This is a genomic window from Pseudomonas sp. Q1-7 (genome assembly GCF_028010285.1).
In the GTDB taxonomy this organism is placed as follows: domain Bacteria; phylum Pseudomonadota; class Gammaproteobacteria; order Pseudomonadales; family Pseudomonadaceae; genus Metapseudomonas.
This window is the reverse complement of sequence record NZ_CP116304.1, coordinates 5,171,085-5,186,569: the sequence shown is the minus strand read 5'-3', so window position 1 is coordinate 5,186,569 and position 15,485 is coordinate 5,171,085. Positions and strand designations below refer to the sequence as shown.

At 65.3% G+C, this 15,485-nt stretch carries 16 protein-coding genes; 11 read left to right on the top strand and 5 right to left on the bottom strand.

The genetic code is table 11. The features are described 5' to 3' along the window. Positions 1 to 189 precede the first annotated feature (189 nt). The 10 genes from PJW05_RS24015 (at position 190) to PJW05_RS23970 (ending at position 11,019) form a co-directional block, all read left to right on the top strand. Entirely contained in the window at positions 190 to 1,311 is a 1,122-nt protein-coding gene (locus PJW05_RS24015) for a branched-chain amino acid ABC transporter substrate-binding protein (RefSeq protein WP_271409436.1), read from the top strand. A 227-nt stretch (positions 1,312 to 1,538) separates the two neighbouring features. Next, a complete protein-coding gene (locus PJW05_RS24010) occupies positions 1,539 to 2,453 on the top strand; it encodes an ABC transporter permease subunit (RefSeq protein WP_271409435.1) in 915 nt (304 codons plus the stop codon). 2 nt (positions 2,454 to 2,455) lie between these two features. Next, complete coding sequence (gene livM / locus PJW05_RS24005) at positions 2,456 to 3,742, top strand: high-affinity branched-chain amino acid ABC transporter permease LivM (RefSeq protein WP_271409434.1); 1,287 nt, start codon at positions 2,456 to 2,458, stop codon at positions 3,740 to 3,742. Then, the gene (locus tag PJW05_RS24000) at positions 3,739 to 4,614 is read left to right on the top strand and encodes an ABC transporter ATP-binding protein (RefSeq protein WP_271409433.1); all 876 of its coding nucleotides are present in this window, start codon (positions 3,739 to 3,741) and stop codon (positions 4,612 to 4,614) included. Before livM ends, PJW05_RS24000 begins: the two co-directional genes overlap by 4 nt. Beyond that, a complete protein-coding gene (locus PJW05_RS23995) occupies positions 4,611 to 5,327 on the top strand; it encodes an ABC transporter ATP-binding protein (RefSeq protein WP_271409432.1) in 717 nt (238 codons plus the stop codon). The genes PJW05_RS24000 and PJW05_RS23995 overlap by 4 nt, the downstream gene beginning before the upstream one ends. Before the next feature lie 81 nt (positions 5,328 to 5,408). After that, complete coding sequence (locus PJW05_RS23990; RefSeq protein WP_271409431.1) at positions 5,409 to 6,344, top strand: ornithine cyclodeaminase family protein; 936 nt, start codon at positions 5,409 to 5,411, stop codon at positions 6,342 to 6,344. 383 nt (positions 6,345 to 6,727) lie between these two features. Then, positions 6,728 to 6,865 carry a hypothetical protein gene (locus PJW05_RS23985; protein ID WP_271409430.1) on the top strand — a complete coding sequence of 46 codons (138 nt, stop codon included), beginning with the start codon at positions 6,728 to 6,730 and terminating at the stop codon, positions 6,863 to 6,865. Next, entirely contained in the window at positions 6,862 to 8,709 is a 1,848-nt protein-coding gene (locus tag PJW05_RS23980) for a phospholipase (RefSeq protein WP_271409429.1), read from the top strand. The genes PJW05_RS23985 and PJW05_RS23980 overlap by 4 nt, the downstream gene beginning before the upstream one ends. Further along, on the top strand, positions 8,709 to 9,995 hold the full coding sequence (locus PJW05_RS23975; protein WP_271409428.1) for an SEL1-like repeat protein: 1,287 nt from the start codon (positions 8,709 to 8,711) through the stop codon (positions 9,993 to 9,995). Before PJW05_RS23980 ends, PJW05_RS23975 begins: the two co-directional genes overlap by 1 nt. After that, entirely contained in the window at positions 9,985 to 11,019 is a 1,035-nt protein-coding gene (locus PJW05_RS23970) for an SEL1-like repeat protein (RefSeq protein ID WP_333908711.1), read from the top strand. Before PJW05_RS23975 ends, PJW05_RS23970 begins: the two co-directional genes overlap by 11 nt. Before the next feature lie 210 nt (positions 11,020 to 11,229). Here the strand turns inward: PJW05_RS23970 and PJW05_RS23965 are convergent, their stop codons facing one another. Then, complete coding sequence (locus PJW05_RS23965; RefSeq protein ID WP_271409427.1) at positions 11,230 to 11,553, bottom strand: putative quinol monooxygenase; 324 nt, start codon at positions 11,551 to 11,553, stop codon at positions 11,230 to 11,232. 491 nt (positions 11,554 to 12,044) lie between these two features. Here PJW05_RS23965 and PJW05_RS23960 point away from each other — a divergent pair, with 491 nt between their 5' ends. Continuing rightward, on the top strand, positions 12,045 to 12,809 hold the full coding sequence (locus PJW05_RS23960) for an SDR family oxidoreductase (protein ID WP_271409426.1): 765 nt from the start codon (positions 12,045 to 12,047) through the stop codon (positions 12,807 to 12,809). Here the strand turns inward: PJW05_RS23960 and PJW05_RS23955 are convergent. The 4 genes from PJW05_RS23955 to osmE form a co-directional block, all read right to left on the bottom strand. Next, the gene (locus tag PJW05_RS23955; RefSeq protein WP_271409425.1) at positions 12,787 to 13,701 is read right to left on the bottom strand and encodes a glycerophosphodiester phosphodiesterase; all 915 of its coding nucleotides are present in this window, start codon (positions 13,699 to 13,701) and stop codon (positions 12,787 to 12,789) included. The genes PJW05_RS23960 and PJW05_RS23955 overlap by 23 nt on opposite strands. 107 nt (positions 13,702 to 13,808) lie before the next feature. After that, complete coding sequence (locus PJW05_RS23950; protein ID WP_271409424.1) at positions 13,809 to 14,444, bottom strand: TetR family transcriptional regulator; 636 nt, start codon at positions 14,442 to 14,444, stop codon at positions 13,809 to 13,811. 160 nt (positions 14,445 to 14,604) lie between these two features. Beyond that, complete coding sequence (locus tag PJW05_RS23945; RefSeq protein ID WP_271409423.1) at positions 14,605 to 14,937, bottom strand: hypothetical protein; 333 nt, start codon at positions 14,935 to 14,937, stop codon at positions 14,605 to 14,607. A gap of 185 nt (positions 14,938 to 15,122) precedes the next feature. Further along, on the bottom strand, positions 15,123 to 15,461 hold the full coding sequence (osmE, locus tag PJW05_RS23940) for an osmotically-inducible lipoprotein OsmE (RefSeq protein ID WP_271409422.1): 339 nt from the start codon (positions 15,459 to 15,461) through the stop codon (positions 15,123 to 15,125). Positions 15,462 to 15,485 lie beyond the last annotated feature (24 nt).

Here is a 15,485-nt window from a genome sequence, read left to right as displayed (position 1 = left end):
GCCGCGCGGCTTTCAGGCACATCCGAAGTATTTTGGGGCTGAATCGGAAGTTATTGATTTAGAAGAATAAAAATAAGAATTCGAGGAGGTGGGAAAAGCCTTTCAGGGCGCGGAGCAACTACAAGAATTAATGGCACGCCACTTGCTGAACATGAGCGCTAACCCTAAAAACCTCAGGAGCAAAACTCCATGTCGCAGAAGATTTTCAGAAAAGGCTTTCTGGCTCTGGCGGTTACCGCCGCATTGGGCGTTTCTTCCGTTGTACAGGCAGATGTCGTCATCGGCGTAGCCGGGCCGCACACCGGCGCCAACGCCTCCTTCGGTGAACAATACTGGCGCGGCGCAACCCAGGCCGCCGAAGACATCAACGCCGCGGGCGGCGTCAACGGCGAGAAGATCAAACTGGTCAAGGCCGACGACGCTTGCGAACCCAAGCAGGCGGTATCCGTCGCCAACCGCCTGGTGGACCAGGACAAGGCCATCGCCGTGGTCGGGCACTTCTGCTCCTCCTCCACCATCCCGGCTTCCGAGGTCTACGACGAAGCGGGCATCATCGCCATGACTCCGGGCTCCACCAACCCGGCCGTGACCGAACGCGGCCTGTCCGGCATGTTCCGCATGTGCGGCCGTGACGACCAGCAGGGCATCGTCGCCGGCGACTACATCGTCGACGTGCTGAAGGCCACCAAGGTCGCCATCATCCACGACAAGGACACCTATGGTCAGGGCCTGGCCGACGCCACCAAGGCGCAACTGGCCAAGCGCGGCGTGAAGGAAGTCCTGTACGAAGGCCTGACCCGTGGCGAGAAAGACTTCAACGCCCTGGTCACCAAGATTCGCGCCGCTGGCGCCGAGGTCGTCTACTTCGGCGGCCTGCACCCGGAGGCCGGACCGCTGGTTCGCCAGATGCGCGAGCAGGGTCTGACCGCCAAGTTCCTCTCCGGCGATGGCATCGTCACCGACGAACTGGTCACCACCGCTGGCGGCCCGCAGTACACCCAGGGCGTGCTGATGACCTTCGGCGCCGACCCGCGCAAGATCGAGGACGGCAAGGCCGTGATCGAGAAGTTCCGCGCTGGCGGCTTCGAGCCGGAAGGCTACACCCTGTACGCCTACGCCACCCTGCAGGCCCTGGCTGCCGGCTTCAACGGTGCGGGCGCCAACGATCCGGCCAAGGCCTCCGAATGGCTCAAGAGCCATCCGGTACAGACCGTGATGGGCAAGAAGGAATGGGACTCCAAGGGCGACCTGAAAGTCTCCGACTACGTGATCTACGAGTGGGATGACAAGGGCAAGTACGCCCAGCAGTGATAAGCGGCTCGCGCGCCCGTCGCGGCTCGCGAACCGTTGGCTCGGCTGACCGGCCAGGCGCTCACCCGCGCCTGGCCGGTCGGTGTATTCCGGGAAACTGCTGAAGTCCTTTTCCGCTTGATTCGGGTGGCGACCACCCGTTCTGGTAATTCAGTGGTGCCCGTCTGATTCCACTCGCGGGAGCTGGCCGAACCCAAGGCCGGACCCCCAGAAGACGAGACTGAGTGATGGACGGTATTATCCTGCAACAACTGATCAACGGGCTGACCCTCGGGGCAGTCTACGGTCTGATCGCCATCGGCTACACCATGGTTTACGGCATCATCGGCATGATCAACTTCGCTCACGGCGAGGTGTACATGATCTCCGCCTACCTCGCCGCGATCACCCTGGCCATCCTGGCCTTCTTCGGACTCGAGTCCTTCCCGCTGCTGATCCTCGGCACCCTGCTGTTCACCATCCTGGTGACCGGCGTGTACGGTTTCGTGATCGAACGCATCGCCTACAAGCCGCTGCGCAACTCCACCCGCCTGGCACCCCTGATCTCCGCCATCGGCATGTCGCTGATCCTGCAGAACTATGTGCAGCTCAGCCAGGGCGCCCGCCAGCAGGGCGTGCCGACCCTGCTCGACGGCGCGTTGAAGTTCCACGTGGGTGACGGCTTCGTGCAACTGACCTACACCAAGGTGTTCATCCTGATCGCGGCCTTCATCGGCATGGCGGCGCTGACCTACATCATCCAGCGCACCAAGCTCGGCCGCATGTGCCGGGCCACCCAGCAGGATCGCAAGATGGCCTCGATCCTCGGCATCAACACCGACCGGGTGATCTCCTACGTGTTCGTCATCGGCGCCGCCATGGCCGCCCTGGCCGGCGTGCTGATCACCATGAACTACGGCACTTTCGACTTCTACGCGGGCTTCATCATCGGCATCAAGGCCTTCACCGCCGCGGTGCTCGGCGGCATCGGCTCGCTGCCCGGCGCCATGCTCGGCGGGATCATCCTCGGCATCGCCGAGGCGCAGTTCTCCGGGATGGTCAACACCGACTACAAGGACGTGTTCAGCTTCTCGCTGCTGGTGCTGATCCTGATCTTCCGTCCCCAGGGCCTGCTCGGCCGTCCGCACGTCGCCAAGGTGTAACCATGACTTCCGCCATTGCCAGGAAACCCCTGGACTTCAAGAAGAGCCTGGTCGACGCCGTCGTCGCCGGCCTGCTCGCCCTCATCGTCTTCGGCCCCATCATGGGCGTGGTGCTCGACGGCTACAGCTTCAACCTGGAGTTCAAGCGCGTCGGCATCATGATCGTCGTGGTCATGCTCGGCCGCTTCTTCCTCAGCCTCTACCTGCAGACCCCGCGCGGCGAACTGCTGATGCAGCGCTTCGACAGCGCCAGCTCCGGCGTGCACGTGCGCGAGCCCGACTACAAGAGCCGGCTGCGCTGGATCATCCCGCTGCTGATCCTGGCTGCGGTGATCTTCCCGTTCTTCGCCAGCAAGTACCTGCTCACCGTGGTCATCCTCGGCCTGATCTACGTGCTGCTGGGCCTGGGCCTGAACATCGTGGTCGGCCTCGCCGGCCTGCTCGACCTCGGTTACGTGGCCTTCTACGCCATCGGCGCCTACGGCCTGGCGCTGGGCTATGAGCACCTGGGCCTGGGCTTCTGGACCGTGCTGCCGCTGTCTGCCCTGCTGGCCGCCCTGGCCGGCGCGCTGCTGGGCTTCCCGGTGCTGCGCATGCACGGCGACTACCTGGCCATCGTGACCCTGGGCTTCGGTGAGATCATTCGTCTGGTGCTGAACAACTGGCTGAGCTTCACCGGCGGCCCGAACGGCATGTCCGTGCCGTCGCCGACCTTCCTCGGCCTGGAGTTCAGCCGGCGGGCGAAAGATGGCGGGGTGCCGTTCCACGAGTTCTTCGGCATCGCCTACAACCCGAACCTGAAGTTCCTGTTCATCTACGTGGTGCTCTTCCTGGTGGTACTGCTGGTGCTCTACATCAAGAACCGGCTGACCCGCATGCCGGTCGGGCGCGCCTGGGAAGCGCTGCGCGAGGATGAAATCGCCTGTCGCGCCATGGGCCTGAACCATGTGCTGGTGAAGCTCTCGGCCTTCATGCTGGGCGCCTCCACCGCCGGCCTGGCCGGGGTGTTCTTCGCCAGCTACCAGGGCTTCGTGAACCCCTCGTCCTTCACCTTCTTCGAATCGGCGCTGATTCTCGCCATCGTCGTGCTGGGGGGCATGGGCTCCACCGTCGGCGTGGTGATCGCGGCGTTCGTCCTCACGGTCGCGCCGGAGCTGCTGCGCACCTTCGCCGACTACCGCGTGCTGCTGTTCGGCGTTCTCATGGTGGTGATGATGATCTGGCGGCCGCGCGGACTGATCCGCATCAGCCGCGTCGGCTTCACCCCGCGTAAAGGAGTAGCGCCATGAGCGACGCGAACATCCTCAGCGTCGAGCACCTGATGATGCACTTCGGTGGCATCAAGGCGCTCAACGACGTCAGCCTGAAGATCAAGCGCGGTTCCATCTCCGCGCTGATCGGTCCCAACGGTGCCGGCAAGACCACCGTGTTCAACTGCCTGACCGGCTTCTACAAGGCCACCGGCGGGCGTATCCAGCTCAACACGCGGGGCGCCACCACCGACGTGATCAAGGTGCTGGGCGAACCCTTCCAGCCCACCGATTTCGTCAACCCGTCGCAGCTCGCCAGCCGCCTGCGCTACAAGATGTTCGGCGGCACCCACCTGGTGAACCGCGCGGGTCTGGCGCGCACCTTCCAGAACATCCGCCTGTTCCGCGAAATGTCGGTGGTGGAGAACCTGCTGGTGGCCCAGCACATGTGGGTCAACCGCAGCCTGCTGGCGGGCGTGTTCAACACGCCGGGCTTCCGCAAGGCCGAGGAAGACGCCCTCAACCACGCCTTCTACTGGCTGGAAGTGGTGGACCTGGTGGACGCCGCCAACCGCCTGGCCGGCGAACTCTCCTACGGCCAACAGCGCCGCCTGGAGATCGCCCGCGCCATGTGCACCCGGCCGCAGCTGATCTGCCTCGACGAACCCGCCGCCGGCCTCAACCCGGCGGAGACCGAAGCGCTCAGCCGGATCATCCGCAAGCTGCGCGACGAACACGACCAGACCGTACTGCTGATCGAACACGACATGGGCATGGTGATGAGCATTTCCGATCACATCGTGGTACTGGACCACGGCGAAGTCATAGCCGAGGGCGCCCCCCACGATATCCGCCACGATCCCAAGGTGATCGCCGCTTACCTGGGCGCCGAAGAGGAGGAAGTGGCATGAGCGCACCCCTCCTGGAGTTCAAGGACGTCGACGTCTTCTACGGGCCCATCCAGGCCCTGCGCAAGGTCAGCCTGCACATCGACGAAGGCGAAACGGTGAGCCTGATCGGTGCCAACGGCGCGGGCAAGTCGACCCTGCTGATGTCGATCTTCGGCCAGCCCCGCGCGGCGGGTGGCGCCATCGTCTACCGGGGCACCGACATCACCCACAAGTCGGCCCACTATGTGGCCTCCAACGGCGTCGCCCAGTCCCCGGAAGGGCGCCGGGTGTTCCCCGACATGAGCGTGGAGGAGAACCTGCTGATGGGCACCATCCCCGTCGGCATGGATCACGCGGACGAGGACATGCAGCGCATGTTCGAGCTCTTCCCGCGCCTCAAGGAGCGACGCAACCAGCGCGCGATGACCATGTCCGGCGGCGAGCAGCAGATGCTCGCCATCGCCCGCGCGCTGATGAGCCGGCCCAAGCTGCTGCTCCTCGACGAACCTTCGTTGGGCCTGGCGCCCATCGTGGTCAAGCAGATCTTCCAGACCCTCAGGGAACTGGCCCAGACCGGCATGACCATCTTCCTCGTCGAGCAGAACGCCAACCATGCGCTCAAGCTTTCCGACCGCGCCTACGTGATGGTCACCGGGGAAATCCGCATGAGCGGCACCGGCGAGGAGCTGCTGGGCAACCAGGAGGTCCGCAACGCCTACCTCGGCGGCCACTGACCGCTGTTCCTCCCCTCTCCCTTCGGGAGAGGGGCCGGGGGAGGGAAGGCCACTCACCCCCGGTCCCACAAGGAGTCCGCCATGCAAACCTTGCGCTTCTTCACCAATGCCGACGTCGCCGCCGCGCTGACTTATCCACAGCTCATCGACGCCCTGCGCCACGGCCTGGCCAACCCGGCCATGGCGCCGCTGCGCGCCAGCCACGCCCTGCCGGGGGATGCCTCGCTGCTGTGCATGCCGGTCTGGCAGAAAGGGCGGGGTGTCGGGGTCAAACTGGTCACCGTGTACCCCCACAACGACGAGAAGGGCCTGCCGTCGGTCGCCGCCCTGTTCACCCTGTTCGACGATGCCACCGGCCGCCCCCTGGCGGTGCTGGAGGCTTCCGAACTCACCGCCCGGCGCACCGCTTGCACCTCGGCCCTGGCCGCCCACGCCCTGGTGCGTCACGACGCCAGCCGCCTGCTGGTGGTGGGCACCGGCACCCTGGCCGCGCACATGGTCCGTGCCCACAGCGTGGTGCGGCAGTACACGCGCGTGGATATCTGGGGGCGCCACCCGGACAAGGCCGCTGAACTGGTGCGCAGCCTCGCCGCCGAAGGCTATCCGGTGCAGGTGGCCCCCGACCTGCAGACTTGCGCCCAGCAGGCCGACTGCATCAGTTGCGTCACCACCTCCACCTCGCCGCTGATCCTTGGCGACTGGCTGCATCCCGGCACTCACCTCGACCTGGTGGGGGCCTTCCTGCCGACGATGCGCGAAACCGACAGCGCCGCCGTGGCCCGTTCGCGCATCGTTGTCGATACCCGCGCCGGCGCCCTGGAAGAGGCCGGCGACCTGCTCCAGGCGATCGCCGAGGGCGCCATCACCGAGCACAGCATCCACCTCGAACTGGCCGACCTGCTGCACGGCCGGGGTCATCGCCAGACCAACAGCGAGATCACCCTGTTCAAGTCGGTGGGCTATGCCCTGGAAGACCTGATCGCGGCGCAATTGGTGTTGGCCAGCAGTGAAGGGTAGGGAGGCTCGGGTTGCTTATGCCTGCCTCGAGTATCGCTAGCGGGTTTCGAGACAGGCCCACCGGCACGCTCGGCTGATTATTTCTGTTTCGCCGTCTTGGGCGGGCTTCTTGGGGAGCCGTTCTGCGGAAGCCAAAGCGTTCACACACAGGTATTCAGCTTCCCACGCACAGAAAAGCCCGGCCCCGATAAAGGGCCGGGCTTTTCATTGGCCGGCGCGAGCCGGTTTCCGGCACCCGTCGGAAATGCCCTTCCAGCCTCTTCCTGTCTCCCTGTACGAAGAGGCGCCTTTTCAAGCGTTGATTCCGAACCGGTCCGATAGCGGTGAAATGGGAGCACGCGGCAGTCTCCTGCGTTCGGTGTTAACGCAGAGGAGCCCTCCGCATGTTCGACCCACTCCACCCCTACTTCGACCGCAGCGGCCACAAGCTCCGCGTCCGCGACCTCGGTGCGTCACTCGATGCGCGTGCCTTTCGCGGTAAGGACGCCTGCCCCAGCCGCGAAGAAGGAGACCCCGCATGAGGCCCGCCAACGCCCGCCATCCCGTAATCGTCGTCCCCATCGCGTTGCGGCATACCCAGGAAGCGACCCTGTGCCCCCCCTGGTTCGTGTGCGAGAGCGAATACCCGCCACGGGTGTGTACCTACAAGCCGCTGATCAATGGCGAAGAGACCTTCCGCGCGGTGCACCAGGCCATTGCCGGTGCCCAGCGTTCGGTCGACATCATCTGCTGGGGGTTCCAGCCGTCGATGCACCTGGTCCGGGATGGCAGCGACGACCGCTGCATCGGCGAGCTGCTCAAGGCGAAGGCCAAGGCCGGCGTCCAGGTGCGCATCCTCGGCTGGGAAATGCCCCTGAATGCAACCGGGTATCTCGGTGAGGCCAACCTGCCGGGCAAAGGCGGGATCGCTGACCGGGCCGGACAAACCGCTACCGACGAGCAGCACGCATACGATCATCAGTGGTTCACGGCGCACGCGGTTGCCGATGACCAGGCGGGCGTTCTGGCGGACGCCGGTCGCCCGCTGTTCGTCAGCCGTGGCTTCAGCCTGTCCGAGCGCGCAGAGATTGCCTACCAGCTCAAGCGCAAGCGCCTCGACCCGGGGCTCGCCTGGCAGGCTCGCGCGGTCATGGCCGGCTCGGTAACGCACCATCAGAAGAGCGTGCTGGTCGATTACGAACTGCCGGAGCAGGCCATCGGCTTCGTCATGGGCCACAACCTGCTCGACGAGTACTGGGATACCGACCAGCACTCGGCGCTCAAGCGCCCCGATCCGAAGAATCCCCGGGCCGAAACCCACGCGCCGCATCGTGGCCCGCGCGGCGCCCTGCCGCGCCAGGACATCTCCTGCCAGGTCACCGGGATGATTCTCAAGGACCTGCATCACAACTTCGCCACGGCCTGGACCAAGGAAACCGGCGAGGACCTGCTGTCGTCGCGCAAGGCCGAGGAGGTGGCCGAGCAACTGAAGCCGCGCCGGGAGCACGGCAATATGCAGATGTCGCAGCTCCTGCGCACCCAGGCGCAACAGACCGACGCCGTGCTCGACATCCAGGCGGGCTACCTGAAGGCGGTCAACAACGCGACCCAGTTCATCTACATCGAAAACCAGTACTTCCGCTGGCCGCCCCTGGCCGAGGCGATCAAACAGGCGGCCAAGGACCAGACCCGTGAAGGGCGCGACCCCGGCAAGCACGGCGCCCTGCACCTGTTCGTGGTCACCAATGCCACCGATGAGGGCATCGGCAAAGGGACCGTCAACACCCAGCGGATGCTGGAAAGCCTGGGGCGGGCCGACACCATCCCCAAGGTCACCAAGCTCGCGCGGATCAAGGAGGCGAGGCAGGCCATGCCGCCCAAGCCGCGGCCCGATGGCGGCAACGACCTGCACGGGCGCCAGGAACTGGCCAAATGGCAGGCGGAACTGGACCGGAAGACTCAGGCGATCAAGGACGAGGTCCTGATTCCCGAGACGATCCCCGGCCTCAAGGTGCACGTCTGCTCGCTGGTGGCGCCCGACTCGCCGGCCGGCAACTGGATGCCGGTGTACATCCACTCCAAGTTGATGATCGTCAACGACGTGCTCACCACCCACGGCTCGGCCAACATCAACAGCCGCAGCATGATGGCCGACAGCGAACTGAACATCCTCCACGAGTGGTACAGCGTGACCCAGGCCATGCGCCGCCGGCTGTGGGACCTGCATACCGCTGGCAAGGGGGTACAGGATGATCCGGCTGAGGCGTTCAAGGCTTGGAAGAGGATCATCAAACGAAATAACGAGCGCCAGTCAAAAGGATTGCCGCCCGATACCCCGCTGGTGGAGTTCCTCTACGACAAAGCCGATTGGAAGGATCTCGACTGATGCGCCCTCTGCTCCTGCTCTCGACCTTGCTGCTGGCCGCCTGTGCCGGCCATGGCCTCCACCTGAAAAAGGACCCGCCCGTGAACCCGCTCTCCCAGATCAAGGCCGACCTGGCCTTCAGCTGCCAGCATGAACGCATCCCCGAGGCCGCGGCGGACAGCGACCTGCTGTTCAAGTACGCCCGCTGGCTGCAGAAGAACAACCAGCTCAAGCAGGACCCGGGCGTGGACGCCGAGATCGAACGGCTCTACCGCATCGCCGCCGAGAACGGCCACTACAAGGCCACGATCAACCTGCTGAACGGCGCCATGCGCGGCCACTTCAAGGTGCGTGGCGCCGAGCGCCTGCGCCTGAGCGAGGAACTGATCGAGGCCGGCGTGGCCACCGGCTACTACTTCGTCGGCATCTTCCTGCAACGGGGCGCGGCCGGCCTGCGCGAGGATCAGGCGATGGCCCTGCGTTACTACCGAAAGGCGGCCGACGAGGGCAGCGCGCAGGCCCAGGCGCTGGTGGCCGACAAACTGGCGCCCATCGCTATCGCACCGGATATTGCCCGGCAGATGCGCCGCTGTGCGGCCGAGCAGGGCCATGGCGATGCGGCTACAGATTTGGGCGTTGATCTGTCAGGTGATGGGCACTACCAGGAAGCACTCGAAGCGTTTCAACTGGGGGTGGCGGCGGGTGATGAAACGTCAGCGGGTTTTCTGGACGACGGCTTTCGTGGGCCGGACCCAACGGACAGGCTGAATTACCTGGGCCAACCGGAAGATCTTGAACGCGCCGAGCGCTACAACAAAATCTGGCGCATCCTTGCAAACTACTCCTACGCCCATCCCACGGTCCCCGAGATCAACGAGATCGTCCCTCTGCCGCCGGCCAAGCTGCCGCCGTGGGACGGCACGCTGCAGTGGCTGCAAGAGCGCGAGGCCAACGTCCCGCCGCCCAAACCCAGCGACGCGCTGATCCGCCAGTTGGCCAAGGCCCGGCAGCTCGACCCGGCCAGCGGTCGCCCGCTGCCGGCGTCGCCGAACTTCATTGCGGTCGATTTCCCCGCACCGGTCTGCGACAGCGGCCAGCCCTGCCCGCAGGCCGGCTACTGGCAGGCGGTGGCGCTGGCCGACAAGCGCTTCACCCGCATCCGCGAGGGCGAGATTCGCCGATTCGCCGAGGGCGAAATACTGCCCCGGCTGGTGGTTCGGCAACGCCATCCCCGTATCTGGCCGCTGCCCGACCGGATCACGGTGGGCGAAGCCCCGATCGAATGGAGAATGCTCGGTGAAGCCTAGGTCGCGGCTGCTGGGTGCGCTGGCCCTGCTGGGGCTGCTGCTGACCGCCTGCGCCGGCCATGGCCTCCAGCTGAAAAAGGACCCGCCCGTGAACCCGCTCGCCCAGATCAAGGCCGACCTGGCCTTCAGTTGCCAGCATGAACGCATCCCCGAAGCCTCGGCGGACAGCGACCTGCTGTTCAAGTACGCCCGCTGGCTGCAGAAGAACAACCAGCTCAAGCAGGACCCGGGCGTGGACGCCGAGATCGAACGGCTCTACCGCATCGCTGCCGAGAACGGCCACTACAAGGCCACGATCAACCTGCTGAACGGCGCCATGCGCGGCCACTTCAAGGTGCGCGGCGCCGAGCGCCTGCGCCTGAGCGAGGAACTGATCGAGGCCGGCGTGGCCACCGGTTATTACTTCGTCGGCTTCTTCCTGCAACGGGGCGCGGCCGGCCTGCGCGAGGATCAGGCGATGGCCCTGCGTTACTACCGCAAGGCGGCCGACGAGGGCAGCGCGCAGGCGCAGGCACTGGTGGGCGACAAGCTGGCCGGCACCCTGGCCGGTGCCGACATTGGGCGACAGATGCGCCGCTGCGCGGCCGAGCAGGGCCATGGGGATGCGGCTACAGACCTGGGTTACAGCTTGCACCACCGGGGAGATCTTCAAGGGGCACTTGAAGCATTCCAGCTGGGGGTGGCTGCGGGTGATGAAGCTTCGGCGGGGTTCCTGAGGCGTGCATTCCGTGATCCCAAATCCGATAACTTAGGCTACGAGGCAGACCTTGAACGCGCTGAGCGCTATAACAAAATCTGGAGCATCCTTGCCGATTATTCCTACGCCCATCCCACGGTCCCCGAGATCAACGAGATCGTGCCGCTGCCGCCGGCCAAGCTGCCGCCGTGGGACGGCACCCTGCAGTGGCTGCAAGAGCGCGAGGCCAACGTCCCGCCGCCCAAGCCCAGCGACGCGCTGATCCGCCAGTTGGCCAAGGCCCGGCAGCTCGACCCGGCCAGCGGCCGACCGCTGGCTACCCATTAGACGCAACAGGACCGCTGGCATTCCTTGGCCATCCGTGAACGCAGAGTGCCCTCCTGCAACCCGAAGGCCGGTCCGGTGGAATGGTTCGCGAATGAATTCGGAATATCCGCATCACATGCTGCTGGAGGGGATCAAGAAGGGCTTATTGCCTTGGGCGGGCTTCATTGGTCGCCGCTCCGCAAAATCCAAAGAACTCGCCTCTGCGGTGTTTCAGAACTCTTCTTCTTCCTCGGCAAAGGGTAGCTTCGCCGCCAATACTTCCACCCGTTCGATCCTAGGTGGTTCGCGGAACAGCTCGCCGGCGCGCTCCATCAGGGCGGCGGCCACCTGTCCGGACAGGTGCGCCTGCAGTCCCAGGTCGCTGTCGAAGGCGTCGAAGATGCCGAAGGTCGTCGGCCCTATGCGCAGGGCGAACCAGGCGGTGGTATCGGGTTCTTCCCGCACCAGCGGCAGGCCGTCCCGGAGGAAATCCTCCACCTCGGCGACCTTGCCCGGCTTGGCCTCCAGGCGTACCAGCAAGGCGACTTTGAGCATGGCCCGATCTCCTCTGTGGTTAGCTTGGGAAGTCTAGGCGCATGGGAAATGGCGTCGGTCCCGTCCGTCCGAAGGGGGGATATCCACAGGCGGACATCCTCCAGGTGCTGGCATAAGCCCTTCTGCGTGCGGTATGTCGTTCAGCTACCCACAATCCCTGTGAAACACTCTGTGGATAACGTGGTGGCACTTGCCGCCAGGCCCCGTCGTGTGCCGGCCGATGAGTGCCGGTCAAGGAATGATCAAATGACGTTTATCCCACGAAAACAGTGGGTTACATAAACCGGTCGACCGCTGGCGATAGCCGTGGAGTTGTCCCCGTCCGTTGTGCGAAAAGCTGTGGATAAGCTTGGGAATAACGGCTGTGGAGCAGTCGCGGCGGGGGGTACAGGGGGATGGTGCTTTTTTCGCCAGGAGTTTGGCCCCGTGGATCGCGTAACCTATGCCGGTCTAGACGCAACGGGCCTGTGCCCCAGAGCAAGGAGAACAGCATGACTTCTACCGTTTTCATCACCGGCGCCACCTCGGGATTCGGCGAGGCCTGCGCCCGGCGCTTCGCCCAGGCCGGCTGGTCGCTGGTGCTGACCGGCCGCCGCGCCGCGCGCCTGCAGGCGCTCAAGGATGAACTTTCCGCGCTGACCGACGTGCACACCCTGGAGCTCGACGTGCGCGACCGCAAAGCCATGGAGGCCGCCATCGCCGGCCTGCCGGAGAAGTTCGGGAAGATTCGCGGCCTGATCAACAACGCCGGCCTGGCCCTGGGGGCCGATCCGGCGCCCAAGTGCGACCTGGACGACTGGGACACCATGGTCGACACCAACATCAAGGGCCTGATGTACAGCACCCGCCTGCTGCTGCCGCGCCTGATCGCCCACGGCCGTGGTGCGAGCATCGTCAACCTGGGGTCGGTGGCGGGCAACTGGCCCTATCCGGGCAGCCATGTGTACGGCGCCAGCAAGGCCTTCGTCGGCCAGTTCTCGCTGAGCCTGCGCAACGACCTGGTCGGCACCGGCGTGCGCGTCACCAACCTCGAGCCGGGGTTGTGCGAGAGCGAGTTCTCCCTGGTGCGCTTCGGCGGCGACCAGGCCAAGTACGACGCCACCTATGCCGGCGCCGAGGCGATCCAGCCCGAAGACATCGCCGAGACCATCTTCTGGATCATGAACCAGCCGGCCCACATCAACATCAACAGCCTCGAACTGATGCCGGTGAGCCAGACCTGGGCCGGTTTCGCTATTGATCGTTCAGCGAAGTGATGCGCGTGGAGCGTCCGAGCAACTGCAGGGCGCGGTCCGGGTAGTCGGTAATCAGGCCATTGGCGCCCATCTCCAGCAGGTGGCGCATGGCCGGTTGCTCGTTGATGGTCCACATCTGCACCGCCAGGCCGCGCCGTAGCGCGGTCTGCATCAGGCTATCGCTGGCCACCTGCAGGCCGCCGCTGCGCTCGGGAATCTGCAGGGCCTGGTAGGACGGGCTGACCAGGCTGCCCAGGCCGATCCAGTTCAGCGCCACCAGAAGGCGTACCGAGGTGGGACCGGCCGAGGTGGCGACCCCCGGGCAGACTTCGCGGAAGCGGTTCAGGCTGCGTTCGTAGAAGCTGCCCACCAGCACCCGCTCGCGCTGATCGTGCTCGTCCAGCAGGGCGCAGAGTTGTTCTTCCATGCCGACGTCCGGCACCTTGATCTCCACCACCTTGGGGTAGTCGGGGAGACGCTCCAGCACCTCGGCGAAGGTCGGGATGCGGATGCCCTGGCCGCGATAGGGAAAGCTCTCGCCGCCGTCGGCGCTCCAGCGATAGCCGGCGTCCAGGGCCTGCACTTCGGCCAGGGTCAGCCCGGCGACCTCGCCGTCGCCATTGGTGGTGCGGTCCACCCGCGCGTCGTGCAGCACCACCAGTTGGCCGTCGCGGGTGGGGCGCAGGTCCATTTCCAGCATGTCCACCTTGAGGGCGGCGGAGCGCTCGAAGGCGAACAGGGTGTTTTCCGGCCAGAGGCCGCGACCGCCGCGATGCGCAATCACCAGGGGCTGGTCGCCGAAACCGGCGAGCACCTTGGGCCGTTCCGCCGGGCGGCTGGTCAGGGCCAGGGCCAGCAGAACGACGGCGATGAGGAACAGCGGAGCGAGACAGAATCGGGCGAAGCGCTTCATGTTGTTCTTATCCGTAAGACGTGGACGGGCGTGCCGAATCAAACGCGGGGACTATGACAAAGACGTGACGCTGACGCGAGAGGGAAGTCGAGCGGGATGTGGCCCGTTCAGCTTTTCGGCTTGCCGGGGCCGAGCCAGTGCTTGCCGCCGATCATGATGAAGCGCAACTGCTGGGTGATCTTGGCGGCCGGCAGCAGGTGCGGCGGCAGGTTGTCCGCCGGCGGGTCGATCAGCTCGGGCAGCGTGGCGAATACCGTTTTCACCACCAGGTCGGCCACCAGGTCGAGGCCGTCGTCGTCCAGTTGCGGCATGCGGTTGATCAGCTTGAGGTCGGCGGCCAGGTCGTCAGTGATGCGCTGGCGCAGGGCGCCGATGGCTTGGCGCACCGGCTGGGAACCGCCGTACTGCTCGCGGGCGAGAAAGAGAAACTGGCCCCGGTTCGCGGCCACCGCGTCGAGGAAGATGCGCACCGAGGCCTCGATGATGCCGCCCAACTCGAATTCGTTGTGGCGCACCACGCGAATGGTGGCGCGGAAGGTTTCGCCCACTTCCTCCACCAGGGCCAGGCCGAGTTCGTCCATGTTCTGGAAGTGGCGATAGAAACCGGTGGGCACTATGCCGGCGTGGCGCGCCACCTCCCGCAGGCTCAGGCTGCCGAAGCCGCGCCCGCCATCCATCAGGAGGCGCGCGCCCTCCATCAGGGCATGGCGGGTCTGTTGCTTCTGTTCCGAGCGTGGAGTCATGGCAAGGCGGTCGTTGGCGAATGTGCGACGCACTCTAACAAAGGGGTCCATGGGCGTCGAACCGCGCCTGTCCGGTATGAGTTCACTCCCCCGGAAATCTCGAAGCACCAACAGAAAGCCCGGCATCCGCCGGGCTGTGAGGGTTTGCAACGCGCTGTGATCAGCTGACGCGCTGGGCCTGCAGCAGACGATCGGAACCACCTTCGGCTACACGGATGCCCTGGGTGCGGTCGGAACCGCCCTCGGCGATGCGGATGCCCGGGGTGCGGTCGGAGCCACCTTCGGCAACGCGGATGCCCTGGGTGCGGTCGGAGCCACCTTCGGCCACGCGATCCAGAACCATGAAGCCACCTTCAACGGCGACCGGCTCGATGACCTGGAGGGTGGTGCCTTCCTTCGACTCGCCCAGCACCGGCTGGGAGTCGGACGGCAGGGCGAAGACGCTGGTGCTCAGGGCAGCGATGAAAAGGGCGGCAAAGGCTTGGGCTTTCATGATCGTGGGCTCCTCGTGAGGGGCTGGAAACTGGGGTCGGAGCCAATCTTACGGATGGGGGGATGATTAAGAAGTGATCAGTCGGCATAGAAAACATCAACGCCATTGATGATCCTGAAAACCTTTTGAAATCAACGTCCTGGCGCTAATGGCCGCCGCCCGGGAAGACGGGCGAGCCCCGGGGCTCAGAGCTGGTCGCGCTCTACCAGCTCGCGCTGGCCGCAGGTCATGAAGCCCTTGTGACGCACCCGTCCGGTGCTGTCGAAGCTGATGTGATAAGGCTGCTGGTGGCCTTTCTCATTGAGGATGTAGTTGTTGCAGGAGCCCGGGTGCACGCTGCGCTGGATGATGGACGAAGGGCGACCGCCGATGATCAGCACCTGCTGCCGGCTCATGCCGGGTTCGACGGACTTCACCAGGGGCTGGTTGCGGAAGGTGATGTAGTCGGTGGGGTTTTCGATCTTGCTGGCGCAGCCCGCCACCGATGCCAGGGCACAAGCCATGACAAGCGCTTGCTTGTACATCATGGGTCCTCGAGGTTCACGCAG